The organism is Halomonas sp. TP35 (genome assembly GCF_052375975.1).
Lineage (GTDB): Bacteria > Pseudomonadota > Gammaproteobacteria > Pseudomonadales > Halomonadaceae > Vreelandella > Vreelandella citrativorans.
Map to the genome: position 1 here is coordinate 171,395 of NZ_JBQSUZ010000001.1, position 25,845 is coordinate 197,239.

The window sequence follows — 25,845 nt, forward strand, 5'->3', positions numbered from 1 at the left end:
GGGCGCCGTTCTGACAACAAGGCCGTGCCGAGGCCAACAATCCCTAAACCTGTCGGATAAGTGTGCAGCGTAAATTTAACGATTTCCTTGTATGCGCTAATCAGCGAAGGTAGCGTCTTCTGTTTCGCTGATAATAGAAAGCTATGCTCAACGCCCGCATCAAACTACGCCACTTGATGGCGTTTCTAGAAGTTGCCAAGCGGCGCAGCTTTGCCCGTGCCGCTGAGGCGCTGGCGATTACCCAGCCGGGGATCTCCAAGGCGATACGCGAGCTTGAGGAGATCCTGCAAACGCCGCTTTTTGAGCGCACCTCGCAAGGGGTGTCGCTCACCCAAGCGGGCTTGACGCTGCTGCGCCATGCAGGCCCTGCCATGCGGGCGCTGGACGAAGGTGTCAGTGCCATCGGTGATGCGCATCATGGCGGCCGCTGGCTGCGTGTAGGAGCGTTATCCACCGTCGAGAGCCGCCTCCTGCCTGTGGCGATACAGCGCTGGCACAGTGCTTCAACGGGCCAGCACGATACCAGCGTCTCGGTAGTAACCGGTGCCAGTGCCTATCTACTTTCGCGCTTGCGCCTGGGCGAGCTTGATATGGTGGTCGGGCGAATGACCGAGGCGCGGGAAATTGGCGATCTCTATTTTGAACATCTTTACTATGAACCGCTGGTTATCGTGGCACGCAACGGTCATCCGCTTGCCCAGGTAACGCCGGTAGCCGCGAGCCAGCTCATCGCCTACCCTTGGGCATTGCCACCCCCGCAAACTACGTTGCGCCAACAGGTGGACAGCTTTTGTGTACGCCATGCCATCACGCTGCCACCGCTGTTGCTGGAGACCCTCTCGCTGCCGGTCAGCTACCGCTACACGCTGGAGAGTGACGCGCTCTGGATAGCTCCGCGGGAAGCGGTGAGCGAAGAGCTGGAGAGCGGTCTGCTCAAAGAGCTCGCATTGCCGTTTGAGGCGCAGGGTGGGTCTGTAGGCATTTGCACGAATGTGAGTATGACGAAGTCGCTGACCCGCGACGCTTTTTGCGAAACGCTACGCCAAGTGGCGGCGGAGCGTATTATACCAAGGTCGTAAAGCCGATAACCTATAGGTTATGAGTGGGGATGACTCTTCAATTGGCATGGCGGAGGCTACGCGGCACACTTGGCGAGTGAAAGTGCAAAGGGGGCAAGCGCCGCCCGATGCTTACCTCGCCATAAAGAGCATTTGCCATGCAGCCTAAATATAATCGCTTTGTAACCCGTGACCGTAACTGGCATCCGCCTGCCTATGCCCCTGGCTATAAAACCTCCGTTGCGCGCTCGCCCCAGCAGGCATTGATGAGCATGCAGCAGCCCACTGCCTCAGAACTGACAGGGCCTGATTTCAGCCATCTGCGGGTGGGGCCCTATGACAACGACCTGTTGATGAACTTCACGCAAGGCGAAGGGCTGCCTCAGGGTGAACGGATCATCTTGTTTGGCCGCGTGATGGACCAGTTTGGCAAGCCGGTGCCCCATACGCTGGTAGAAATGTGGCAGGCCAATGCGGGCGGGCGCTATCGCCACAAGAAAGATGCTTACCTGGCACCGCTGGACCCTCACTTTGGTGGTGTGGGCCGCTGCCTGACCGACGATCAGGGCTTTTACCGTTTTCGTACCATCAAGCCAGGCCCCTACCCTTGGCCGAATGATGTGAATAGCTGGCGGCCTGCGCATATTCATGTCTCGGTCATGGGGCCATCTATCTCTTCCCGGCTGATTACGCAGATGTACTTTGAGGGGGACCCCCTGATTCCGCTATGCCCCATCGTGCACACGCTGAAAGACCCCGAAGCCGTGGAAACGATGGTTGGCCGCCTAGATATGGCTAACAGCAGGCCGATGGATTGCCTGGCTTACCGTTTTGACATTGTGGTGCGCGGCGAGCTGCAAACCTTCTTTGAAAATCAATAGCTGAAAACCAATAAGGCAGGGGGATTGATGATGAAACAGCCTAACACCCAGCCGGTGAGCGAAATGATGCTGCGTGAAACCGCCTCGCAAACCGCTGGACCTTACGTGCATATTGGTTTGGCACTGGCCGCGGCCGGTAACCCCGAGCGCGACGAAGAGATCTGGAGCGAAATGGCCAAGCCCGATGCCTCGGGCGAGCCTATCGAGATTGTGGGCACCGTGATTGATGGTAACGGTGATCTGGTGCGTGATGCCTTCCTGGAAGCATGGCAGGCCGATGCCGAGGGGCATTATCAGGCCGATTACGACCTGCGCAAGCCATTCAACAGCTTCGGAAGAACCGCCACGATAGCCGAGCAGGGCAGCGAGTGGTCGTTAAAGACCATCAAGCCGGGCGCCGTCGCGCACCCTAACGGCAAGCTGATGGCGCCGCACATCAACCTGGCGATTTTTGCTCGTGGCGTGAATATTCACCTGCAAACGCGTCTCTATTTTGATGATGAGGTTGAGGCCAACCGCGAGTGTCCGGTGCTTTCGCGGGTTGAATCCGATAAGCGTCGCCAGACGCTGATTGCCAAACGCGAAGAGGCCGACGGCGTTATCCGCTATCGTTTTGATATTCGCTTGCAGGGGCCTGGTGAAACGGTCTTTTTTGACTTCTGACGCACGTTTCATGGGTGAGTATCAGTAAGCAAAAAGCGCCGGGGTTGAGTCCGGCGCTTTTTTGTTGGCGGCGATCAAGTGCTAGTAAGGCCGCTTGCTAAGCGTTAGTAATCGCGCACTCTTCTTTCAGGCCCATCGCCGTATCGTAGATCTCTCTGGCATTACCCCCTACCTCGTTTAAGTAGCTGTCGATGGTTTCCTGTAATACCGGACCCCAATCCGGGTCGTTAAGCGCATCTTCGATAACGATAAACTCATGCCCTGCCTCTTCAGCCTCTTGCCGGCCTTGCGCGATCAACGTGTCGTAGACCTCGGCGGCGCGCATCGACCACTCCATACCGCTATGTTCATCGATCACCTGCTGAAGCTCTGCGGGGAGGTTCTCGTAGTTACGCTGGTTCATGACCGCGAACAGTGACAGATCGTAGAGAGGTACTTCGGTATGGTACTGCGCCAGTTCATTGAGGCGGAACGTTTTCATCCCTTCCCAGTTGAAGCTCAAGCCATCCACGACGCCACGCTGCATTGACGTAAATACATCCGGAGCGGGCATACCGACGGCCTGTGCGTCGAGGCGCTCCATCATATCGCCTACCAAGGGCGTAGGCCTGCGCAGCCGCAAACCCGCCAAGTCGTCAGGCGTTTGAATCCGCTTCTCTTTGGTATGCAGATAACCCGGGCCCGTGGTGAAGAAGAATAGCGGATGGGTGTCGGCGTACTCTTGCTCCAGATAGCCCTGCTCAAAAAGCGACTGCAAGATACACGCCCCTTCCTGTGCACTAGAAGAGACCCCGGGCAGCTCAACGATCTGAGTCAGCGGGAATCGGCCGGCCGTGTAACCTTGAGCGGACGCACCGACATCAGCGATACCACGCGTCGTACTTTCGTACGTCTGTGCCGACTTGGCTAGCGTTTGGCTGGGAAACACCTCGACGTTAAGCTGGCCCTCTGAAGCCTCGCTAACGCTCTCTGCCCACGCTTCGAAAAGCGCGCTATCGATCATTGAGCCGCCGGGCCATACATGTGCCAAACGCAGCGTTGTCTGGGCCTGGGCGGCCGCCGGCAATAAAACGAGTGCGCTGAGCAGTGCGGCCTGGGTCACGGTTGTCTGGAGTTTCTTCATTGTAGTTATCCTTTGGACTATCCAATAGGCTATTAAAGTGGCTGGCGTATTACAGATCCAGTACAAGCACTTTGCTTTTAGAGCGTGAACAGCAAGGCGTGAACTGGTCATTGGCAGCGTGTTCATGATCCTCCAGGTAAAGATCACGATGATCCGGCTCACCCTCCAATACGCGTGTTAAACACGTACCGCAAACCCCCTGTTCACAGGAGACCATCACTTCAATGCCGTTCTCGGTGAGAACCTGATGAACGGTCTTGTCGGCGGGCACGGTAAAGCTTTCGCCGCTGCTGGCGATACGCACTTCGAAACTGCCATCTTGCGAGCTGTCGGTCTCGGCGCCGCTGAAATACTCGGTATGCACTTGGTCGCTAGGCCAGCCATGTGCTTTACAGGTCGTCATGACCGCATCAATGAAGCCTTTAGGCCCGCAGACATAGACGCGGGTATCAGCGTCTGGCTGGCCAAGCAGAGTGTCGAGATCCAGGTGCTGGCTTGGCTCGCCATCATCGAAGTGGAAATGTACCTGGGCGGCAAAATCGGCATCAACAAGGCGTTGATAAAAAGCGGTTCGCTCCCGGGAGCGCGTGCAGTAATGGAGCTCGAAGGCGCCATCAGTATGCGCCAAGCGCTCGGCCATGCAGAGCAGTGGTGTAATGCCGATACCGCCTGCCAGCAGTACAATGCGCGGGGCAGGCTTGAGTGCAAAGTGATTCTTAGGCGCACTGATCTGCACAAGATCGCCAACCTGTATCTCATCGTGCATGGCGCTGGAGCCACCGCGTGAAGCGGGGTCGCGCAATACGCCAATCAAGTAGCGGTCGCGCTCGTCTGAGTGGTTACAAAGAGAATATTGACGGATAACGCCGTCTTTAGCGCGCACATCAACGTGTGCACCCGCGCTAAAGGCCGGTAGCTCCCGGCCATGCGGATCAGCGAGCTCGAAGGTCACGATATCGAGCGCCTCATCATGACGTGCCTTGACCTCCACGATAAGCGAAGGAACTGTATGGGTCATGCGGTGGCCTCCGCTTTAGCCTCGCGCTCCTCGGTGAGGATGCGGTCAATGATGCGGCGCGCCTGCACACCACCGCCGTCGATATTAAGCTTCAGCAGCTGACGGTCCGGATAGCGAAGCAGGTTGCGTTGCTGCGCCTCGAGCATTTCAAGATCCTCTTCGAAAATCTTGCCCTGACCTTCACGGATTTTATCCGTCAGCGCCTGATCCTCAGGTTTGAAATTGCGCGCCATGCCCCAGAAATACCAGATGGAGGTGTCCGATTCAGGCGTAATAAAATCCACCACCACGCTTGAGGCTTTCTTGTCCGCTGGCGCATCAGCGCCGCCGTTGCCAGCATGCGCGACGCCGACTTCGATCAATACATGGCTAGGTGGGGTGAAGCGACAAACCTGCCAGCGATCCACTGGAACGTCGTCGGCGAGGCCGTTGCCACGCAGCGCTGCCTGCCAGAAAGGCGGCGCAGGAATATTCTCCATTTGGCGGCTGGTAATGACTTCATCACCATTCACCTTGGTATCGGGTGCTGCCTCCTCGATTTCAGGCTGCCCGATACTTGAGGCATGGACGTACGTCTCATGGGTCAAATCCATGAGATTATCGATCATCAGTCGATATTCGCACTTAATATGGTAGAGCCCGCCGCCATACGCCCAGTCAGGGTTGTTCGCCCACTCAAGCTTGGGAATGAGACTGGCATCCGCTTTGTCGGGATCGCCAGGCCAGATCCAGATAAAACCATGGCGCTCCTCAACGGGGTACGATTGCACGCTAGGGAAGCCGCGAACGCGTTGGCCAGGCATGCTGTCGCATTTGCCGCTGCAGTTCATTTCAAGGCCATGGTAGCCGCACACCAGCTTGCCATCGCGCACGAAGCCCAAGGAGAGGGGCGCCCCACGGTGGGGGCAGAAGTCTTCCATGGCAGCGACACGGCCCGCATCACCGCGGAAGAAAACGAGTTGCTTATTGCAGATAGTTCTCCCCAGTGGCTTATCGTCGAGTTCATCGGGAGTACAGGCAACGTACCACGTGTTTAATGGGTAGGGGGCTGGCTGAGTCACGGGCTACTCCTTGTCGGAATTAATTATTGGTTTTTGTTGGTTTTGGATCCAAAGTAAAGGCCATAGAGGTTTTTATCGTCAACCTAGACTTTGGTGTAGGGTTCTGGTTAAGCACCCCAATCGTTATGGAAATGAGAGAAGACAAATGAGTAATAACAATCAGAGCGTTGCCAGCCAGCTACGCAAGTTGATTGAGGATGGTCACTATGCCCAAGGGGGGCGGTTAGGTGAAGAGGCCGTCGCAGAACAGCTCGGGACCTCAAGGACGCCAGTACGCTTGGCATTCCGCACGCTTGAACAGGAAGGGTTGCTCAAGCGTGCGGGCAAGCGTGGCTTTATGGTGCGTGAATTTACCGATGCGGATGTGCACTGTGCGGTGGAGGTGCGAGGAGTGCTTGAAGGCCTCGCTGCACGACGCTTGGCGGAATATGGCGTATCTGGTCAACAGCGTAAAGAATTTGAGTTTTGGATCCAAAAAGGCAGGGAAGTGCTTGATAAGGGGCACCTGGTTGAAGAGGATATTCAACGCTGGATAGAGCTTAACTGGCATTTTCATGAGCTCATTGTGTGCTCGGCCGGTAGCGGCGTTATCGCCGATGCCATTTCACGCAATAACCATCTGCCTTTTGCGGCGGCGGCTTCCATCGTAATTGATAAAGGTAAGCTCTCGCATGAGTACCGCAAGCTTCAGCTTGCTCAACTCCATCATGAGCTTATTTTTCAATCGCTGGTAAATGGTGAAGGGGCGCGTGTCGAGATGCTGATGCGCGAGCATGCGCTAATTGGAATCCGTTACTCGGAACTGCTTTGATAACGGCGTTCTTTATTTCGTATAAAGCCAACATTAAATACGGGTGGAAAGTCATAAAGGGTGTTGACGTAGACCAAGGTCGATTAGCTCTAAGGCGGTTAGTGGATTAAAGTTGGTTTAGTGAAACGAACTAATATTCGTTATGCGAACATCGCATGCTCAAGGCTCGGAGTCCCCCCAATGAAAACGAAATTAACTCAGTGCGTGTTGGCAGCCGTCATTGCAGGTCTAACGATGAGTGCGGCACAGGCTTCGACGACCTTGCGTATGGCTCATTTCTGGCCGGGCGCATCAGGCGTCAACGAAGATATCCTACAAGTATGGGCCGATACAATTGCTGAAGAATCCGGTGGCGATCTGTCCATTCAGGTATTTCCGTCGGGTACGCTAGCTAAGCCTGACTCCATTTACGAAGCTGCCGCCAATGGTATCGCCGACATCGGTGCGACGGCACAGGGCTACACGGCGGGCCGCTTCCCACTGTCACAGATTGTTGAACTCCCTGGTGTGGCAAGTTCGGCTACCCAAGGCGCTTGTGTATTACAAAGCCTTTACGACGATGGCCATCTGGCCAGTGAATACGATGATACGCGCCCGCTATTCATGTTCACTACCGGGCCTGGTGGCATTCACACTATTGGTACCGATGTTCAAACACCTGCTGATCTGGAAGGACTACGTATCCGTCGTCCAACGGCGGTTGCCGGTCAAATGTTGGAGAACATGGGGGCAAACCCTGTAGGTATGCCAGCGCCAGATATTTATACCGCCATGCAGCGTGGCGTTATTGATGGTTTGAGCTTTCCTTGGGAAGGTTTAAAGGGGTTTCGTATCAACGAACTGGTGAGCTACCACACAGAAGTACCGTTTTATACGCTGGTGTTTGTTGCCACGATGAACCAGCGTACTTATGAGCGCTTATCTCCTGAGCAGCAAGCGGTGATCGACAACAACTCCGGTATGAAGTGGGCAGAAAAGGCCGGTGCCGTGTTCGACCGTATTGATGTAGAAGGTAAGCAGGAAGCCGTTGAAGCGGGTCATACCATTCGTGAAATCGAAAACCCGCTTGAGAACCCTGATTGGCAAGGCCCGCTGGAAGCCGGTATCGAAACGTACCTCAGCGAGCTGGAAGAGCGTGGTTTGAGCCAGGCCCGAGAGGTCTATGAGGCAGCATTGGTAGCCAGCGCCTCTTGCGCAGGCCCTCAGGAGTAATTGATGCAGACCTACCTGGAGAAGGCCAGCCACTGGCTGGCCTTGCTATGTCGCTGGGTCGCGGGTGTGGCATTGGTGGCGCTTTTATTGGTAACCATTGCGGATGTGAGCACGCGCTATCTTTATCGTTTAACGGAAGGTGCCATAGCGCTACGCGTGAGCGGAAGCGTGGAGCTAGTGAGTTACTTGATGCTCTGTTCATTGCTGGCTGCCATGGCGGCCAACGTGGAAAAGAGTCAGGTTGTTGTGGAAGCACTGTCGCATAGCCTTCCTCAGTGGATAAAAAACCGGCTTCAAGGTGTTTATCTAATTGGTTTTGCAGCGTTAGGTATGGTGCTGTTTATAGGACTTCTGGATTCAGCGGCGGCTGCTTCGCGCCATGGCGAGGTCACCCAGGATTTGCGCCTACCGATGGGCCCAATCTACTACGCCGCAGCAGTACTTAGCTTGCTGCTAGGCGTGCGAAGCGCGCTGCACGCCCTGTTGGGAGCGCTGTTTGGCGTTGAAGGAGAGGTTTCCAATGGGGAGTGAAATGATAGGGGCTATAGGCCTTGGTCTGCTGTTGGTGCTGATGGTGTTGCGGGTGCCCGTTGCTCTGACCATGCTATTGATTGGTGTGGGTGGCTTTGCTTGGGTGATCAGTTGGAGCGCTGCTATTGCCCAGTTAAAAACGGTACCTATCGAGGTGCTTTCCAATTACAGTTTCAGCGCTGTACCCATGTTCATCCTGATGGGGGTGCTGGCGGCGCACTCGGGCATGGCAGGTAAGCTTTTTGATGCCACGCGTACCATCTGTGGTGGCTGGAAAGGTGGCCTGGCTATTGCGGCAGTAGGCTCATGCGGCGTCTTTTCGGCAATTTCAGGCTCTTCGCTGGCGACGGCTAGCACCATGACGCGTGTGGCACTTCCCGAAATGGAGCGCTATGGCTACAACCGTGGCCTGGCCACCGGTGCGCTGGCCGCTGGCGGCACGCTAGGCATCATGATCCCTCCCAGTATTGCCCTGCTGATCTACGCCATACTCACTGAGCAATCGGTGGGCGACATGTTCATGGCGGGGTTGATTCCGGGGTTGATGGGGCTTGTCATGTATGCGCTGACGGTAACCGTTGTCATGCGGTTGCGTCCCTCGCTGGCGGTGGCAGGTGAGCCTACTTCGTGGCGAGCCAAGGTGGGCTCAATATCGGGGCTGATTCCCTTCTTCGCCGTTTTTTTGGTGATGATACTGGGCATCTATTTTGGTCTTTTCACACCTACGGAAGGAGCAAGTGTCGGGGCTTTCGCTACGCTGCTCTATGCACTCTTCAAGGGTATGCGCTGGGTAGGCTTTTGGCGAAGCGTTCAGGAGACGCTGGCGCTTTCTGCTGTCGTCTTTTTTATGCTGGTAGGCGCTGAAACGCTTGGCTACTTTATTTCTGTATCGCGTATCTCTTTTTCGATTAGCGACTTCCTGTATGGAACCGAGATGGCGCCTATCGTCATCGTGCTATGCATCCTGCTGCTCTATTTTATCCTTGGCATGTTCATGGACTCGATAGCGATGCTGGTGATTACCGTGCCTGTCGTCTATCCCATTATTCAAGCGCTGGGAATTGACCCAATCTGGTTCGGCATTATTACCGTCTTAACAGTCGAACTTGGGCTGATTACGCCACCAGTGGGCATGAACGTATTCGTCATCAAGGCTATGGCACCGCACGTTAGACTAGGCGAAATATTTAAGGGAGTGGCCCCCTTTATTGTCGCTGATTTCATTCGCTTAGCGCTGCTTATAGCGTTTCCCGTGCTTAGCACGTTCTTTTTGCTTTAAGCATGATCAGGGTGGGAGCGTTGTGACGCGTCTACTCGCTACCCAGCTGGCGCTGTCGAAATTCACGCGGCGCCAGCTGGGTATTGCGCTTGAAGAAACGAGTAAAATAGGCTGGTTCAGAAAAACCCAGGTTATCAGCCACTTGAGCAATTGTCATGTTGGTATAAGTCAGTTGACGCTTGGCTTCGAGCAAAAGACGTTCATGCAGAAGTTCCAGTGCACTGCGGCATGCAATCTTGCGACATAGCAAGTTTAGATGAGCACTGCTAATACCGACCTCTTTGGCTAATGCTTCAATACTTGGCTGTTCTCGATAGGCTTTTTCGATTAGTGCTTGAAAGTGCTCGAAATGCTGCTGCCCTTTCTCGCGCCGCTGTGGTCCTAGACGTTTGAGGCTTGCCTTTGGAGGCATTACTAAACGCTCAAGCTCTATTGTCAGGGCTCGGGCCAATGTGTCCAGAAGCTGCTTGCGGCCAACGGCGGGTTGCCGATACTCCTGATCGACCTGGTCAACCAGTGTGGCAATCCGTGCTGCGCTATTAGCAGAGGTGAGATGATAAAAACCGGCTTTTTTCAATATCCTTCCATTATCCAATGTGCCATGCAGATGATCCGCCAGTGGTTTTGCTAACGTAATAATATGCCCATCCACATCAGGTGAGAAACGGAAACCATGAATGGTCATGGCCGGCACAATAATGACGGACATGCCTTCCAGTGGGTGGCTGCTCCCTTCTAGCTCTAGTTCAACGCTGCCTTGGCTAATCAATAGAATATGGACAAGATCGGCATGTCTATGCGGATGAATATGCCAGTCATGCAGACGGCTACGCTCTGGAATTGACTCGCAGTGCAGAAGATCCGGGGTTGGCCAATGCTGCGTCTCGCCATAGAGTTTAAACACTGGAATCGTGGCGCTTGGTAGCATCGCTTGCCCCCTTGGGATATGCGACTAAGGTTGAGTGATAATACCTTAAAAGTCCAAATAGTGGTTTGTATACTGCCTTATTATGCCCTCCGTTTCATTGAAAAATACAAGTCATGTATTTAAGCCAATGATAACAATGAGGCATCCCCTATGAAGACACAGGTCGCCATTATCGGCGCGGGCCCCTCCGGCCTGTTATTGGGCCAATTATTACACCGTCAGGGTATTGATAACGTTATTGTAGAGCGCCGTTCAGGTGAGTACGTACTCAGCCGTATCCGGGCAGGCGTGCTGGAACAGGGCATGGTGGATCTGTTGCGCGAAGCTGGTGTGCATCAGCGCATGGACAGAGAAGGCGTGCCTCACAATGGTTTTGAGCTGGCGTTTAATAATCGACGAGTACGTGTTCCGCTGGATAAGCTGACCGGCGGCAGCAAGGTGATGGTGTATGGCCAGACCGAAGTCACCCGTGACTTGATGGAGGCCCGTGAGGCCGCTGGCGCAACAACGCTCTATGAGGCGGAAAACGTTCAGCCTTTTGATCTGGACAGCGACTCGCCTTATCTTACGTTCGAGCACAACGGCGAAACAGTGCGGCTTGATTGCGACTACATCGCCGGTTGCGATGGCTATCATGGCGTATCGCGCCAGGCGATTCCGCAAGACCGTATTACCGAGTTTGAGAAGATCTACCCCTTTGGCTGGCTCGGGATGTTGTCGGATACGCCACCCGTATCCGACGAGCTGATTTATGCACGCCACGAGCGTGGGTTCAGCCTATGCAGTATGCGTTCCGCTGCCCGCAGCCGTTACTATCTTCAGGTACCGCTAGACGAAAAAATCGAAGACTGGTCGGATGAGCGCTTTTGGGAAGAGCTTAAGCGCCGCCTGCCTGATGAAGTGGCAGAAAAGCTCGTGACCGGGCCATCGATTGAAAAAAGCATCGCACCGCTGCGCAGCTTCGTGGTGGAACCCATGCAGTACGGCAAACTGTTTCTGGTGGGCGACGCGGCGCATATCGTTCCACCCACCGGCGCCAAGGGGCTCAACCTGGCGGCCAGCGACGTGAATACGCTCTATCGATTGATGGTCAAGGTCTATCAGGAAGGTCGAACAGATTTGATCGAGCGCTATTCGCCAACCTGCCTGAAACGCATCTGGAAAGCGGAGCGCTTCTCCTGGTGGATGACGTCCATGCTGCACACTTTTTCAGAACAGGATGATTTTAATGGCCGCCTACAGTTGGCTGAACTCGACTACGTGACGAGCTCTGAAGCGGGGCTCACAACCATCGCGGAAAACTATGTAGGCTTGCCTTATGAGTCGCTTGAGTAGCGCCAAGCCTGATTCTGTTTGCTCTCAATGCCCAAGTGCGTGCTTGGGCCATTACGGTATTGTTTGCTAGCTGGCAACAGGCCCGCGAGATGCCAAGGCTATAAAAAAACGCTAAATTACTTGCAGGAGTTCAAACGTGAATAACGCTACTACAATAGGTAATGCCTTCGAGATTGATGAGATTAAACACGTCGTGCAGCTATATGTTGATGGCTTTCAAGGCGGTATGGAAAAGCTGCAGGAGGCCTTTCATAAGGATGCGTGGATATTTGCTGTGGATGCTGAAGGCATTCTAGCGACTGATCTGATCAGCGCTCGTTTTGAACGCTGGGCGAATAGCTACCGAAAGGTCACAAGCCGTTTTATTGCAGTCACCCAAGCCGGGGACGTGGCCAGCGTGCTACTGGGTTTTGATAACAGTGACAATCTTGCAGACTCTTGGGTCGATGTTATTGCCCTGGTGAAGGTCGACGGTACTTGGAAGATTACCAATAAAACGGCTGCCCACAGCACCCGCGCGGCGTGGGCCAAGCCAAAACCTTAACGGCTGTGCTGGTAGACCGTGGCCGTTAAGGTTGCAGTGACACTAGGCTAAATAGGCGAGAGCGCCGGTTGCCATTGCCTCAATACCGGTTCGCAACGTCACGTCATTACCCGGAAAATAGTAAGGTGAATGAGGCATTTCAAGGTGGCGCATTTTCTGCGACACGCTCGTTCCTAAGGTTTTTGCCCAGCGCTCGGCGGGCGTGGCGCCAATAAACCAGTAGACGTAGGGGATATCTTTGCCACCAAAACCGCTGGCTTCGGCGTTGCCAAGCAGCGGGAAATCCTCGCTGGCATTAAGGCGTGGCATGGCGAAAAGGTTGGCATCGCCAAAATATTCAGTGTGGGCATGGCGAACATGCTCTACCGCCATCGGATCGTTGTGCAGAGCGATAGTCTCGTTGAGTGTTCGGAATTCCGGCAGTTTGGGCGAGCGGCCCGCTTCGCATTCTGCGCGGATAATACGCTTAATAGATGCCACTACTTGGCTATGCAGCACATCATCAAAGCTACGGATATTAATCTCAAGTTCGGCGGAGTGGGGGATAATATTAGCTTGGGTGCCCGCGTGGAGCTTTCCTACGGTGACCACCACGGTTTCTTCCGGTGGTACTTCCCGGGAAACGATACTCTGTAGCCGGGTGACCACATGCGCTGCGATCACGACCGGATCTACCGTTTGTGCAGGCATAGACCCGTGGCCCCCAGCGCCATGAATAGTCACCGCCAAATTAGTACAGGCGGCCATGGCGCTGCCAGAAATATGCCCAACACTTCCTGCTAATGCTGGCATATTGTGTTGACCTAAAATGATGTCTGGGCGTGGGAAGCGTTCATAGAGGCCATCATTTAACATCGCTTTGGCACCGCCAAAAATCTCTTCTGCAGGCTGACAGATGAGCATCAACGTGCCGGACCAGTGTTTTTTTAGCGCTGCCATCACAGCAGCTGTTCCTACAATACAGCTGCTGTGTAGGTCATGCCCGCAAGCGTGCATCAGTGGTATTTCATTACCATCTGACGTAGTAGTGGTTTCGTTACTGGCAAAATCGAGTCCAGTCTCTTCCTTGATGGGGAGGGCATCCATATCGCCACGCAGCATGACCGTACGGCCGCTTCCGTTGTGCATTAGAGCGACGACGCCAGTGCCGCCTACGCCGCGTGTTACTTCATAGTCGAGGCTTTCCAAAGCGTCGGCGAGACGCGCACTGGTTTTATACTCCTGGAAGGGAAGCTCTGGCGTTCGATGCAACTCGCGATATAGCGTTTGGATATCTACGAACGTTGCCTCGGCCTGTTTGCTGATAGCATCTTTTAAATTGAAACATTCTGTTTGGGTAGCCATGTGTTTCTCCAGGCATTCAATGGGGAGATGTTGACGTAGAGGCCGCAAGGGTGGGGTTAACCAACCACTGCCAGGCAGCCACAGTGCCGACGTTGATCAGCATCGCCCAGATGCCAGCGTGCCAGCCAAGTGGAGAGCCCCAGGCGAATTCCATCAGCAAGTAGGCCAGGCTGCCGAATAGGGCGCCCGCCATGACGCTAGCGCGGCGTAGGCGTGGCATAAACAGCGCGCCAATTACCATCGGGAAGAGTTGAACAATTAAGCCATAGGCGCCGAGTAGGAGTAGTACCAGCGACGAGGGGTTGGCCAGTGCAAACAGGTAGGCGATCAACGACAAGCCGAGCACGCTGCCGCGTGTTGCGCTGATGATCACCTTCTCGCTTGCCCCTTTCATTATGGTGGGGCCAACCACATCACGCACCAACACTACGGCAGCGGTATGGGCTAGATTAGCGCCTGTAGACATGGCAGCGGCCAGCGCGCCAGAAAGCATCAAGCCGACCACCCAGGGTGAGAAGTTGGCCGCGTCCATTACCATACGCAGGAGCACCGTATCGGAGCGTTCTAAAGGAGAGCCGGAGAAGGTCAAAATGCCCGCAAAGCCGATAAACAATAGCGGCACCAACAGATAGGCGTAAAGCGGGTAAAAGACGCTAACCTTACGCAGCGTCTTACCGCTGTCCGCCGAATAGAACTTCATAAACAGATGCGGCCACATGGCACCGCCGAAAGCACTGACCAGCACCGCAGTACTGAAATAGCCCCAGTTCATACCAGTGGCCCCAGGCATGGTCAGGTATTCAGGCATGGTTAACTGGATCTGGCGGAACATTTCGCCCACGCCGCCGTAGAGGCGCTCAGAGATGGAGAGGCCCAGGAACCAAGCGATGACTATCATCATGATTCCTTGGAGTAGGTTGGTCCACCCGATGCCGTTCAGACCACTACAGAAGACGTAGGCGGCGACTACCAGGAAGGCTAGCAATGCCCCCAGCCAGAAGGGGATCAGGCCATCAGTAGCCGCCTGAAACAACAGGCCTGCACCGGCAATCTGAATCGTAAGATAGGGGACTAGCGCTAGCACACCGATCACGCCAGCCAGCATACCCAGCGTTTTGCTTTGATAGTGATCGGCAATCATGTCGCCTTGGGTGAGATAGCCCCGTTCTCGACCTAGCTTGGCCACTCGTGGTCCCATGGCCCAAATGGTGATGGGCATCAGCGACAGGTAAGCGAGAATATAGAAGGCTGGTGCACCATGCTGATAGCTCCAGCCCGGCGCGCCCAAGAAGGCAAAGGCGGAGAATATTTCGGCGCCGAGGATGAAGAACAAAATCACCACGCCAACATGGCGTCCACCTGCTACATAGCCCTCTAGGCTTGAATTTTTCTGACCGCGAGCGCGGAGTCCCACCCATAGCACCAGAGCGAGATAGGTCAGGGTGATGCCGACGACAATGATTGAATCATTCATGGCGATCACCTCCGTGGCGAATCACAAAGGCTACCCACATACCGACAAATAGAATCAGCATCCAGAGGATGTACCAGAAAAATAGAAAGGGCAGTCCGAGTACGGTGGGTTCGATACGATTGGCGATCAGTGCGCCGGGCCAGATCATTGCCAGGGTGCACACCGCAAAGTGCAACCCTGTTAGAAGGTGGTATGTCTTGTTCATCGGGTTTCCTGCTCGTCATAGCGAGTCTTGTTATGGATTGTTTATTCACTATGAAACAAGCATTGGGATATCAAAAATATATCTTTTAGATGTTAGATATACCATTTAGGTATGAATGGGCGGTATGGTTTAAAGTGTTGGTAGCTAAGCTGCTTTTACTTGTGGTTCACGGGCGTATGCGAGGTGTTGTCAAACCATGGAGTTTCGTCAACTGGAGTATTTTATTGCCGTGGTGGAGAGCGGATCGATTTCTGGGGCTAGCCGCAAGGTACACGTTGCACAGCCTGCGTTGACACGGCAGATGCGCCTGTTAGAAGAAAAGGTTGGTACACCACTTCTGGATCGCCACGCTCGCGGGATCCGATTGACAGTGGCGGGGCGTGCGCTTTACGACGATGCTACACGCATGTTAGACGAGCGTGCGAATATCAAGGCGCGCTTGTTAGCGCTGGGCAGTGGGCAAACAGGAAAACTTAGCCTTGGTATAACCGTGACGCATTTGTGGGTAACCGAAGTGGCCAAACTCATGGGCGACTATCGTAGCCGCTATCCCCATGTGGCGCTGGATGTCTTGCCATTGCTTTCCGGCCCTCAGTTAGAAAAGCTGCAACAGGGTAGTCTTGATGTCGGTATTATCTATCACGATGATCATGCTCCGTCGGGCATTGACGCACGTCTACTTCAGCAAGATCACCTAATACTCGCCGTACCCACCTCTTCGTCTTGGGCACGATTGCCTCCGACAAAACTTGCGGACCTTGCTGAGGCTGAGTTTGTATGGGGGTACCGCAGTATTTCTCCAGTCTATTATGATCGTGTGATTACGCACTTTGCACGGCTAAACTTTGAGCCTCGCGTGGTGCAGTATGGCGCGGATAACATTACCATTCTCAGTATGGTTTCGGCAGGATTGGGGATAGCGATTGTCCCGGCTGCCAGTCGCTGCCATCCCATGCCTGGCATCCATTTTATTGAGCTAGAAGAGTTAACAACCTGTGATATGCCACTTTGGCTGGCGTGGCGCAGGAGCAGCGCATCTCCCGTGCTTGATAATTTCATCCAAATGGCAGGAGATATATTTGGATGAAGTTGGCGCTTTTTCGTTGTAATTACTCGGAAAACATCGTGAACATCAGCCCACGCAACCACCGACTGCCTGGGTCCTGGTGAAAGCGGCGGTGCCAGAAAAGGTTGATCGGGATCTCGGGAAACGCCAATGGGTGCTCTCGAATCGTTAGCCCAAAACGCTCGCAGGTAGCTTCGGCCAATTTATCGGTCACCGTGACGATAAGGTCGCTGTTGCTGATGATATAAGGAATGGCGGCAAAATGCGGCAACGTTAACCTGACGGGGTGCGTGATTTTGGCACGTGCCAGCTGCTCTTCTACGATGCCGTGGCCGGTACCTTGTGCCATTACCACGGCGTGAGAGGCGGTGCGAAAACGCTCCACATCAAACTCGCCGGTGGCCAACGGGTGACCCTGGCGCATTAGGCACACATAGCGCTGCCCAAATAGCCGTTGTTGATAAAAACCAGCCCCAAGCTGTGGAATAAGGCCAACGGATAGGTCGATCTGGCCCGCCTCCATCTCCTGTTTCAGGTCGCTATTGCGGCTGCGCACGGTTGTCAGTGACACGCCCGGCGCTGCTTTTGAAAGATGCTCAAGCAAGCGCGGCAGAAAGACGATCTCGCCAATATCAGTCATGTTGATATTAAAGGTGCGCTCGCTCACCGCGGGATTGAAAACCTCGTTTATGTTCAAGGTATCGTTCACTCTTGCGAGTGCATCGGCGATGCCGGGATGCAACTGACTGGCGCGCGGCGTTGGCTGAAGCCCTTGAGAAGTGCGCTCGAAGAGTTCGTCCTGCAGTAAAAGCCTTAAACGCTTAAGCGCATGACTCACGGCAGGTTGGGTAATACCTAAACGTAGAGCGACCCGTTGGGTGTTCTGTTCCTGGTACAGAAGATCAAAAACAACCAGTAGGTTAAGGTCGATATCCGTAAGTTTTACCATCCCTCGATGCCTCGTCATTTGTTCGACATTGGTCTATTTAATTTAAATGAACTGATTCCAACTCATTGTTTCGTAATGTTATTAGCGCCGCTTATAGTTCGAATGAAGAGGGCTGTGTGGTGGCCGCTGTTTCATCCGAATAGCGTTAGGGCAAGAGCATAAAGCTCAACATGATAACGATAAATCTCTGACCGGAGTGACAATATGCAAGCCACACAGGTGCAACAAAAACGTCTTTCTATTGGTATTATCGGTGGTGGCATCGGTGGCGTGGCCTTTGCGGTTGCGTTATCCCGCGATAGCCAGCTTGATGTTCAGCTTTTTGAATCAGCCCCCCAGTTCTCTGAGATTGGTGCTGGAGTTTCCTTTGGCCCTAATGCTGTGAAAGCTATTCAACGGCTGGGATTGGAAGCCTCTTATCAACGTATTGCCGATTCTTCACCCGCGCCCTTTGAAGATGTGTGGTTTGAATGGCGGCGTGGCAGTGATGACACTTATTTAACTGCCAGCTTAGCACCAGGCGTTGGTCAATCCTCGGTGCACCGTGCTGATTTTCTGGATGCCATTGTTGCCAACCTTCCTGACGGCATCGCTCACTTCGGCAAGCGCTGTGTCGAGGTGCAGCAGGATGCCAAGAGTGCAACGGCTTACTTCAGTGACGGTACGCACTTCACCGGCGACGTGATTATAGGCTTTGACGGGATTAAATCAGCAGTGCGTCAGCACGTTTTACCCCCAGAGCAGTACGGCGAGATTACGCCGCTTTGGAGTGGTACTTACGCCTACCGTGGCATGATCCCGACAAGTGAACTAGAGACTACCTTAGAGGCTCACGGCAGCAAGAAGCGTTTAGCACTAGTACCTCAAATGTATCTTGGTAAAGATCGTCACATCTTGACGTTCCCAGTTAAACAGTCGCAATTGGTTAATGTTGTCGCCTTTATTACTGATCGTTCGACAACAAATCCCAAGCTACCCGAAGGTGAAGAGTGGGTACAAGCCGTAACTCACAAAGAAATGCTGGGGGTGTTTAAAGATTGGGGTCCTGCTTGCCAGGCTATCCTGGAATGTATTCCAGAACCAATGCGGTGGGCATTACATGAGTTACCTGAGTTAACCCGTTACCATCGGGATCGCGTGTTAATCGTTGGCGACGCTGCTCATGCGCTAGTGCCGCACCAAGGGGCTGGAGCCGGCCTGGCACTTGAAGATGCTTATGTGCTAGCCAGCCTGCTGACAGATACTAGTTGTGATCGCCATAATGTGAGTGATGTGCTGTCTGCCTTTGAGCAGGTGCGCTATGACCGCACCTGCAAGGCACAGCGAACATCCCATGAAGCCGGGGATATCTACGAATATGCCGGTGTTGGTAGTAGCGCCGATGAAACCAGGCTGATCGAAAATCTGGAAACCCGTTTCGAGTGGCTTTGGGACCATGACCCCTATGATGATGTGGTGGCAGCAAGACATAAATTAGCCTTAGCTCCCTAACGTTACCACCAAGTAAGCCGTGAAATGACGCTGATTCGGCAGTAGCGGCTTATTCTTTTGTCGCAAAAGATTCATAACTCAGTGTACTTTGAAGAAAGAAGATTACCGCTACAAGCCACAGTAAGGCATAGGTTTTCAGGTTCGTAGATACCTTATCTAGCAAGTAGCAGGAGCTGCTTGTGCAAGAAAACAGCTATTTTCCGTACGCTACGCCATCCAATTCTTGGGAATGAGTTGCTTAGTTGTCGGGTGTTTTCTCAAGAAATTGATAATTAACAAAAAATAATGGATGCCGGCAGGCTTTGGCAGTGACGAGAGTGAATCAATAATGGCGTCGGAACGCTAAAACTGCCGAGCTAATTACTCCCTGGTAATACCTCCTTGGTATGGCAAAGCACTTAAACAATATTGGTTCCGGCTGACAGCGCCAATCAAACTGATATTCAGTGAAATGATTGCCTTACGCCGGAGTTGCCATGTCAACCGTCATCCAACATATCGAGACGCTGCTAGTCGATCTACCGACTATTCGTCCCCACAAACTCTCCATGGCAACCATGGCCTGCCAGACCATGGTCATCGTGCGTATGCGCCACTCTGATGGTATCGAAGGGCTCGGAGAGGGCACTACTATCGGTGGCTTGGCCTATGGCCCAGAGAGTCCAGAAAGTATCAAACGCAATATCGATACTTATCTAGCACCTCTGCTGATTGGTCAGCCTTCTACTAACATCCACTCCCTGCGTACGCGGCTCAATCGGCATGCTCGCGGCAACATGATTGCCAAGTCGGCACTCGAAACGGCGCTGCTGGATGCGCAGGGGAAGCGCTTGGACCTGAGCATCAGCGAACTTCTCGGCGGCCATCAGCAAGCGCATCTCCCCGTGTTATGGACGCTGGCTAGTGGCGATACCGCCAAGGATATCGATGAAGCGTTACTACGCCTGGAGCAGCGCCGCCACTGTGATTTCAAGCTGAAGATAGGCGCTAACCCTGTCGACCAAGATGTCCGTCATGTGGCGGCGATTAAAGAGGCGTTAGGCGATCGTGCCAGTGTACGTGTCGACGTCAATCAGGCTTGGGATGAGTCCGTGGCGGTGCGTGGTATCCAGGCGCTTCAAGATGCTGGCATTGATCTGATTGAGCAACCTATCCCTGCACGGGAACACGCTGGTTTAGTGCGGTTAGCCAACCGCTTTAACGTTCCAATGCTGGCAGACGAAGCAGTGCAGGATGCGCGCGACGGGCTGGGCCTTATCTGTCGCGGCTTCAGCGGTGCCTATGCTCTCAAACTGGCCAAGGCTGGCGGCATTTATGGCGCCTTAGAGCTGGCCCACGTCGCTCAGGCCGCCGGTATAGGTTTATACGGCGGTACGCTTCTGGAAGGCACTATCGGCACAGCCGCATCACTTCACGCCTGGTCCATCCTCCCAGAAATGGCTTGGGGCACCGAGATGTTTGGCCCGCTTTTGCAAAAAGACGACATCGTCGTCGAGCCTCTCAATTACACCGAGTTCGGTGTCGAGGTGCCTAAAGGGCCGGGCTTGGGAATGACGCTGGACGAAGATAAATTGGCCCACTACGCCCGTAAATAACCCTTGTGTTCAAGTTGCCATCACTAAGCGTACACGTGATTTAGAAAGGAGATAGGCATGCTTTTTCAAGTAGAAATGACCGTCAAACTACCGCCCGATATGCCGGCTGAGCAGGCGGCCAGGATCAAGTCAACCGAAAAAGAGTATTCGCAAGAATTACAGCGTCAGGGCAAGTGGCGTCACTTATGGCGGGTAGCGGGCAGCTACTCCAATGTCAGTATTTTCGACGTTAAAGATAATGCTGAGTTACAAGAGCTCGTTAGCAATCTCCCACTATTTCCGTATATGGAGATCAGCGTCAAGCCCTTGTGCCGCCACCCCTCCTCCATTCGCGAAGATGATAGTTAAACAAATACGCACCACGTCAGCTTATTACTAATAGAACAATATCTTATAAAAATCTGAGGATTATATAATGACTGTGAAAATCTTCGACACGCCAGAAGTACAAGACTTCATTAACACGGTCGCCGGGCTCGACCAGGCTGGCGGCAATGGCCGTGCCAAGCAGATTGTCCATCGCCTGGTGGGCGATCTTTTCAAGTTGATCGATGACTTCGATGTCACTGAAGAAGAGTACTGGGCGGCGGTTAATCTGCTCAACGCGCTGGGTAGCCAGACCCAGTTCGGCCTACTCTCGCCGGGCCTTGGGTTCGATCACTTCCTTGATATGCGTCACGATGCCATCGATGCCGAGGCCCAGCGCACCGGCGGCACGCCGCGTACCATCGAAGGCCCGCTGTACGTGGCCGGTGCCCCGGAAGCTGAAGGGTTTGCGCGTATGGCCGACGAAACCACCGAAGGCGAGACCATGTGGCTGACCGGCCAGGTTCGGGACGTGGATGGCACCCCGATTGCCGGGGCCAAGGTTGAGATATGGCACGCCAACGACAAGGGCGGCTACTCTTTCTTTGACCCGTCGCAGTCCGAGTATAACCTGCGCCGCACGATCTACACCGATAGTGACGGTCGTTATACCGCTCATAGCGTCATTCCCTCCGGTTACGGCGTTCCCGAAGGCGCGCCCACCGATGTGGTACTCAAGTCGCTTGGCCGTCATGGCGAGCGCCCGGCCCATATCCACTACTTCGTTTCCGCCCCGGGCCATCAGCACCTGACCACCCAGATCAACTTGGCGGGCGACCCCTACACGTTTGATGACTTCGCCTTCGCCACTCGAGAAGAGTTGGTGATCCCCGCCGAGCGCATCGACGACCCGGCTGAAATCGCCCAGCGGGACCTGAGCGGTCCATTCTCCCAAGTAGTATTCGATGTTGAGCTGACACAAGTCTCTGCCCCGGAGCTTCAGGCACGCCACGCTCGGCCCCGTGCCAAAGAGGACGAGCAAGACCTGGCCAGTCAACTGGCGGGTACTGCCAAGGTATAAGTCCCTCGGCACAGCCCCTGACTGTCCACCCCATGAGAACGGCAGACTCCCCTGAAACCTGTCGTTCTCAAGTTCAACAGCACATCATAATAACCCCGAGGAGCGCGATCATGACCGTGAAGCTTGATCAACTTGAAGCCCGTGTTCGCAATGCCGTTCAAGATGACCCGGCCAACGGCCGGTTCCGCTGCCACCGCAGCATGTTTACCGACCCCGATTTTTTCGAACTTGAAATAAAGCACGTTTTCGAAGGCAACTGGCTGTTTCTGGCCCACGAAAGTCAGGTCGCCGAGCCAGGTGACTACATGACCGTCACTATGGGCCGCCAGCCGGTAATCATTACCCGCGACAAGCAGGGCGAGCTGCATGGCCTGATCAACGCCTGTGCCCACCGCGGCGCGACCCTGTGCCGCCGCAAGCGTGGCAACAAGGGCACGTTTACTTGCCCCTTCCACGGCTGGACGTTTAAGAACGATGGCCAACTGCTCAAGGCCAAGAACGAGAAAACTGGCGCCTATCCGGAGAACTTCAAGCAGGATGGATCTCACAACCTCAAGCGCCTGCCGCGTTTCGAGAACTACAAGGGCTTTTTGTTCGGCAGCTTAAGCGACGATGTTATGCCGCTTGACGAGCATCTGGGCGAAACCACCAAGGTAATCGACAACATTGTCGACCAGGCCCCGGAAGGCCTCGAGATTTTGCGCGGCACGTCTTCCTATACCTTTAACGGTAACTGGAAGCTGGGTGCCGAGAACGGCGCCGACGGCTACCACGTAAGCTCTGTGCACTGGAACTACGCCTCGACTATGGAGCGACGCAATTACGACGCCGGTGGCACCAAGTCGGTCGATGCCGACGGCTGGTCGAAGAGCAAGGGCGGTTTCTACTCCTACGAAAACGGTCACATGATGCTCTGGACGCAGCTGCTTAACCCGGATGTTCGTCCGGTCTATCAGAGTAAGGACTGGATCAAGGAGCAGTTTGGCGAGGCTCGTGCCGACTCAATCGTCAACCAGACGCGCAACCTCTGCCTTTATCCGAACGCTTATCTGATGGACCAGTTCTCCACGCAGATTCGCGTGATTCGTCCTCTCTCCGTGGACAAGAGCGAAGTCACGATCTACTGCTTCGCCCCTAAGGGAGAGTCGGCGGAGGACCGTCGGTTGCGTATTCGCCAATACGAAGACTTTTTCAACGTTTCTGGCATGGGCACCCCAGATGACCTTGAAGAATTCCGTGCCTGCCAGGAGGGCTACGACGGCGCCCTAGCGGAATGGAATGACCTCTCTCGCGGTGCTCAGCAGTGGATCGAAGGCGCTGATGAAAACGCCCAGGCGATTGGCATGAAACCGCTACTCAGCGGGGCCTCCCCGGAAGACGAAGGGCTCTACGTGCTGCACCACAAGCACTGGGTCCACGAGATGCTGCGCGCCATCGATAAAGAGCGTAGCCAGTTTATCGCCACCGCGTCCGCCTGAGTGTCTGTGAAGAGAGGGAAAAGACCATGAGCATTAGCTATCACGAACTCCAAGCCTTCCTGTACCGCGAAGCGCGACTGCTGGACGATCGGGAATGGGACGAATGGCTCGCGCTTTACCGCAAAGATGCCGAGTACTGGATGCCCGCCTGGGATGACGACGATCAGTTGACCCGCGATCCGCACAGTGAAATTTCGTTGATTTACTATCCCAACCGCGAAGGGTTGGAAGATCGTGTTTACCGAATCAAAACCGAACGCAGCGGAGCGAGTATGCCGGAACCGCGCACCACCCATCAGGTTACCAATATTGAGATTTTGTCTCAGGACGACGACACGGTGGAGTTGCGTTTCAACTGGCACACGCTAAGCCACCGTTACAAGAAGACCGACAGCTTTTTCGGCAGCTCGTTTTATACGCTGGACGTGTCGGGTGAGATGCCGTTGATCACAAGAAAAGTCGTGCAGCTTAATAACGACTATATCCATCAGGTTATCGACGTTTATCACGTCTGACCCGATGGTAGAGGAGAGTTAATCATGAGCTATACCATTGCCCTCAACTTTGAAGACGGAGTGACTCGCTTCATCGGCTGTAAAGAAGGGGAAACCGTTCTGGATGCCGCTTACCGGCAAAAAGTTAACCTACCCATGGATTGCTCAGACGGCGTGTGTGGCACCTGCAAGGGTCACTGCGAGCAGGGCCAATTTGATATGGGTGATGAGTACCTGGAGGAAGCGCTTTCCGATGAGGAAGCCGCTGAGGGACAGATACTTACTTGCCAAATGGTGCCTTCTTCGGATTGTGTGATCCAAGTGCCAGTGGCCTCCACGCTGTGTAAAACACAAGTAGGCAAGCTTGAAGGCACGATAGCAGCGGTTGAGCAGCTCTCCGAAGACAGTATTGAACTGGTGGTCGATCTGGGTGATGAAGGAGGCCTCGCTTTTTTACCTGGCCAATACATTCATATTGATGTTCCCGGTACTGAAGTACACCGCTCCTATTCATTTAGCTCGCAGCCCGGTCATAAGCGTGCCACTTTCTTAATTCGTAATATTCCCAATGGGGTAATGAGTGGCTATTTGACTGAACGTGCCGCGGTGGGCGACAAGCTTACGCTCACTGGTCCACTGGGCAGCTTCTATCTACGCGAAGTGACACGTCCTGTCCTTATGTTGGCGGGCGGCACGGGATTAGCGCCATTCCTTTCCATGCTTGAGCAGATGGTCGAGAAGGGCTGTGATGCACCGATCCATATGATTTACGGTGCCAATAAAGATGATCATTTGGTCAAAACCGACGCGTTAGATGCCTTCGCTGAGAAGTTATCAAACTTCAGTTACGCCACCGTCGTCGTCGACGAAGCCAGCGAGCATCCACGTAAAGGGTATGTGACGCACCATATGGATGCCAGCGTAATGCATGACGGCGATGTCGACATTTACTTGTGTGGCCCACCCCCGATGGTAGATGCCGTTCTAAAGCACTTCGACGCAGAAGGCATTGAACCGCAAAGCTTTCACTATGAGAAGTTCACCCCTAACCAAGTGGGAGAGGGCGCATGAGCAATCAACGTTTCGCGAGTGCGCGTTTTCAAGATCGAATAATGGTGATCACCGGAGCTGCTCAAGGGATTGGGCTACGAGTTGCCGAGCGCGCAGCCGCTGAAGGCGCGCGTTTGGTACTGATAGATCGCGCTGACGCTATCCACGAAGTTGTCGCTGAAATTAGCAAGCAAGGAAGCGAAGCGATTGCGGTACAGGCTGACTTGGAAACGTGGCGAGGCGCTGAGCAAGCGATGCATACGGCGCTCGCTCACTTTGGCCGTATCGATATTCTGGTGAACAACGTAGGCGGAGCGATTAACTTCAAGCCATTTACCGAGTTTACCGAAACGCAGATTACAGCGGAGATCAACCGCTCGTTGATGCCCTCGCTTTGGTGCTGTCGAGCAGTGCTGCCAGCCATGGTAGCTCAAGGGCAAGGTGTGATCGTCAATGTTTCTTCAGCGGCAACCCGGGGTATTCATCGTATTCCTTATTCGACAGCGAAGGGCGGTATTAATGCATTAACCGCGTCGCTAGCATTTGAGTATGCCGAGCACGGTATTCGTATTGTTGCAACGGCACCTGGTGGCACAGAAGCACCACCAAGGCGTATTTCGCGTGGAACGCCAGAGCCAACGAACGAGACGGAAAAAGAATGGTTTCAAGCCCATATCGATCAGACGAAGCAGAGCTGCTTAATGGGACGTTATGGCACGCTGGATGAAATGGTCGCTCCTATTCTATTCCTTGCATCCGATGAGGCCAGTTATATCACCGGCAGCGTGCTTCCTGTCGCAGGCGGTGACCTCGGTTAACGAGTCGATTAAAAATAAATCTGTATAAGTGTTAACAATAACTCTAAGCA

Annotated in this window: 26 protein-coding genes; 18 read left to right on the top strand and 8 right to left on the bottom strand. The window is 54.0% G+C overall.

Going from position 1 to position 25,845, the window contains the following annotated elements; translation table 11 throughout:
- Positions 1-143 precede the first annotated feature (143 nt).
- The 3 genes from pcaQ (at position 144) to pcaG (ending at position 2,602) form a co-directional block, all read left to right on the top strand.
- Complete coding sequence (gene pcaQ / locus ACT3RU_RS00795; RefSeq protein ID WP_192526837.1) at positions 144-1,079, top strand: pca operon transcription factor PcaQ; 936 nt, start codon at positions 144-146, stop codon at positions 1,077-1,079.
- 137 nt (positions 1,080-1,216) lie between these two features.
- A complete protein-coding gene (gene pcaH, locus ACT3RU_RS00800; protein ID WP_192526838.1) occupies positions 1,217-1,939 on the top strand; it encodes a protocatechuate 3,4-dioxygenase subunit beta in 723 nt (240 codons plus the stop codon).
- A gap of 30 nt (positions 1,940-1,969) precedes the next feature.
- Positions 1,970-2,602, top strand: coding sequence for a protocatechuate 3,4-dioxygenase subunit alpha (gene pcaG / locus ACT3RU_RS00805; RefSeq protein WP_192526928.1), 633 nt, complete (start codon positions 1,970-1,972; stop codon positions 2,600-2,602).
- Between the two features lie 97 nt (positions 2,603-2,699).
- Here the strand turns inward: pcaG and ACT3RU_RS00810 are convergent, their stop codons facing one another.
- The 3 genes from ACT3RU_RS00810 to ACT3RU_RS00820 are packed head-to-tail and all read right to left on the bottom strand — an operon-like array spanning position 2,700 to position 5,804.
- Positions 2,700-3,725, bottom strand: a complete 1,026-nt coding sequence (locus tag ACT3RU_RS00810; protein WP_192526839.1) for a TRAP transporter substrate-binding protein — start codon at positions 3,723-3,725, stop codon at positions 2,700-2,702.
- A 49-nt stretch (positions 3,726-3,774) separates the two neighbouring features.
- Positions 3,775-4,743: a PDR/VanB family oxidoreductase gene (locus ACT3RU_RS00815; protein WP_192526840.1), complete on the bottom strand. Its 969-nt coding sequence runs from the start codon at positions 4,741-4,743 to the stop codon at positions 3,775-3,777.
- Complete coding sequence (locus ACT3RU_RS00820; RefSeq protein ID WP_192526841.1) at positions 4,740-5,804, bottom strand: aromatic ring-hydroxylating dioxygenase subunit alpha; 1,065 nt, start codon at positions 5,802-5,804, stop codon at positions 4,740-4,742. Before ACT3RU_RS00820 ends, ACT3RU_RS00815 begins: the two co-directional genes overlap by 4 nt.
- A gap of 145 nt (positions 5,805-5,949) precedes the next feature.
- On the opposite strand from ACT3RU_RS00820, the gene ACT3RU_RS00825 reads away from it, so the two are divergent.
- From ACT3RU_RS00825 to ACT3RU_RS00840, 4 genes are all read left to right on the top strand, one after another.
- Positions 5,950-6,615: a GntR family transcriptional regulator gene (locus ACT3RU_RS00825; protein ID WP_192526842.1), complete on the top strand. Its 666-nt coding sequence runs from the start codon at positions 5,950-5,952 to the stop codon at positions 6,613-6,615.
- A gap of 180 nt (positions 6,616-6,795) precedes the next feature.
- On the top strand, positions 6,796-7,827 hold the full coding sequence (locus ACT3RU_RS00830; protein ID WP_192526843.1) for a TRAP transporter substrate-binding protein: 1,032 nt from the start codon (positions 6,796-6,798) through the stop codon (positions 7,825-7,827).
- A gap of 3 nt (positions 7,828-7,830) precedes the next feature.
- Positions 7,831-8,358, top strand: coding sequence for a TRAP transporter small permease (locus tag ACT3RU_RS00835; protein ID WP_192526844.1), 528 nt, complete (start codon positions 7,831-7,833; stop codon positions 8,356-8,358).
- Positions 8,348-9,637: a TRAP transporter large permease gene (locus ACT3RU_RS00840; protein ID WP_192526845.1), complete on the top strand. Its 1,290-nt coding sequence runs from the start codon at positions 8,348-8,350 to the stop codon at positions 9,635-9,637. Before ACT3RU_RS00835 ends, ACT3RU_RS00840 begins: the two co-directional genes overlap by 11 nt.
- Before the next feature lie 31 nt (positions 9,638-9,668).
- Here ACT3RU_RS00840 and ACT3RU_RS00845 read toward each other — a convergent pair whose 3' ends face one another.
- Complete coding sequence (locus ACT3RU_RS00845; protein WP_192526846.1) at positions 9,669-10,565, bottom strand: helix-turn-helix domain-containing protein; 897 nt, start codon at positions 10,563-10,565, stop codon at positions 9,669-9,671.
- Positions 10,566-10,715: 150 nt separating this feature from the next.
- Here ACT3RU_RS00845 and pobA point away from each other — a divergent pair, with 150 nt between their 5' ends.
- Both pobA and ACT3RU_RS00855 read left to right on the top strand, forming a co-directional pair.
- On the top strand, positions 10,716-11,900 hold the full coding sequence (gene pobA, locus ACT3RU_RS00850) for a 4-hydroxybenzoate 3-monooxygenase (RefSeq protein ID WP_192526847.1): 1,185 nt from the start codon (positions 10,716-10,718) through the stop codon (positions 11,898-11,900).
- Positions 11,901-12,036: 136 nt separating this feature from the next.
- Positions 12,037-12,444: a nuclear transport factor 2 family protein gene (locus ACT3RU_RS00855; RefSeq protein WP_192526848.1), complete on the top strand. Its 408-nt coding sequence runs from the start codon at positions 12,037-12,039 to the stop codon at positions 12,442-12,444.
- Between the two features lie 42 nt (positions 12,445-12,486).
- Here the strand turns inward: ACT3RU_RS00855 and ACT3RU_RS00860 are convergent, their stop codons facing one another.
- From ACT3RU_RS00860 to ACT3RU_RS00870, 3 genes are read right to left on the bottom strand one after another with little or no spacing between them, the layout of a single operon-like run.
- The gene (locus tag ACT3RU_RS00860) at positions 12,487-13,788 is read right to left on the bottom strand and encodes an amidohydrolase (RefSeq protein ID WP_192526849.1); all 1,302 of its coding nucleotides are present in this window, start codon (positions 13,786-13,788) and stop codon (positions 12,487-12,489) included.
- A 16-nt stretch (positions 13,789-13,804) separates the two neighbouring features.
- The gene (locus ACT3RU_RS00865) at positions 13,805-15,262 is read right to left on the bottom strand and encodes a sodium:solute symporter family protein (RefSeq protein WP_192526850.1); all 1,458 of its coding nucleotides are present in this window, start codon (positions 15,260-15,262) and stop codon (positions 13,805-13,807) included.
- Entirely contained in the window at positions 15,255-15,467 is a 213-nt protein-coding gene (locus tag ACT3RU_RS00870; RefSeq protein ID WP_087110367.1) for a hypothetical protein, read from the bottom strand. Before ACT3RU_RS00870 ends, ACT3RU_RS00865 begins: the two co-directional genes overlap by 8 nt.
- Positions 15,468-15,663: 196 nt before the next feature.
- Here ACT3RU_RS00870 and ACT3RU_RS00875 point away from each other — a divergent pair, with 196 nt between their 5' ends.
- Positions 15,664-16,554, top strand: coding sequence for a LysR family transcriptional regulator (locus tag ACT3RU_RS00875; protein ID WP_192526851.1), 891 nt, complete (start codon positions 15,664-15,666; stop codon positions 16,552-16,554).
- 22 nt (positions 16,555-16,576) lie between these two features.
- Here ACT3RU_RS00875 and ACT3RU_RS00880 read toward each other — a convergent pair whose 3' ends face one another.
- Positions 16,577-17,482: a LysR family transcriptional regulator gene (locus ACT3RU_RS00880; protein ID WP_192526852.1), complete on the bottom strand. Its 906-nt coding sequence runs from the start codon at positions 17,480-17,482 to the stop codon at positions 16,577-16,579.
- 204 nt (positions 17,483-17,686) lie between these two features.
- On the opposite strand from ACT3RU_RS00880, the gene salA reads away from it, so the two are divergent.
- The 8 genes from salA (at position 17,687) to benD (ending at position 25,795) form a co-directional block, all read left to right on the top strand.
- Positions 17,687-18,973: a salicylate 1-monooxygenase gene (gene salA, locus ACT3RU_RS00885; protein ID WP_192526853.1), complete on the top strand. Its 1,287-nt coding sequence runs from the start codon at positions 17,687-17,689 to the stop codon at positions 18,971-18,973.
- A 476-nt stretch (positions 18,974-19,449) separates the two neighbouring features.
- Positions 19,450-20,568 (top strand): muconate/chloromuconate family cycloisomerase, encoded by a 1,119-nt coding sequence (locus tag ACT3RU_RS00890; RefSeq protein WP_192526854.1) that lies wholly within the window; start codon positions 19,450-19,452, stop codon positions 20,566-20,568.
- 57 nt (positions 20,569-20,625) lie between these two features.
- Entirely contained in the window at positions 20,626-20,916 is a 291-nt protein-coding gene (gene catC, locus ACT3RU_RS00895) for a muconolactone Delta-isomerase (protein WP_087110376.1), read from the top strand.
- Between the two features lie 67 nt (positions 20,917-20,983).
- Complete coding sequence (gene catA / locus ACT3RU_RS00900; protein WP_192526855.1) at positions 20,984-21,955, top strand: catechol 1,2-dioxygenase; 972 nt, start codon at positions 20,984-20,986, stop codon at positions 21,953-21,955.
- Positions 21,956-22,065: 110 nt separating this feature from the next.
- Positions 22,066-23,433: a Rieske 2Fe-2S domain-containing protein gene (locus ACT3RU_RS00905; RefSeq protein WP_192526856.1), complete on the top strand. Its 1,368-nt coding sequence runs from the start codon at positions 22,066-22,068 to the stop codon at positions 23,431-23,433.
- A 26-nt stretch (positions 23,434-23,459) separates the two neighbouring features.
- Positions 23,460-23,948: a benzoate 1,2-dioxygenase small subunit gene (gene benB / locus ACT3RU_RS00910; protein WP_192526857.1), complete on the top strand. Its 489-nt coding sequence runs from the start codon at positions 23,460-23,462 to the stop codon at positions 23,946-23,948.
- 24 nt (positions 23,949-23,972) lie between these two features.
- Positions 23,973-24,998, top strand: coding sequence for a benzoate 1,2-dioxygenase electron transfer component BenC (gene benC / locus ACT3RU_RS00915; RefSeq protein ID WP_192526858.1), 1,026 nt, complete (start codon positions 23,973-23,975; stop codon positions 24,996-24,998).
- On the top strand, positions 24,995-25,795 hold the full coding sequence (gene benD / locus ACT3RU_RS00920; RefSeq protein WP_087110386.1) for a benzoate diol dehydrogenase BenD: 801 nt from the start codon (positions 24,995-24,997) through the stop codon (positions 25,793-25,795). Before benC ends, benD begins: the two co-directional genes overlap by 4 nt.
- Positions 25,796-25,845: the final 50 nt, after the last annotated feature.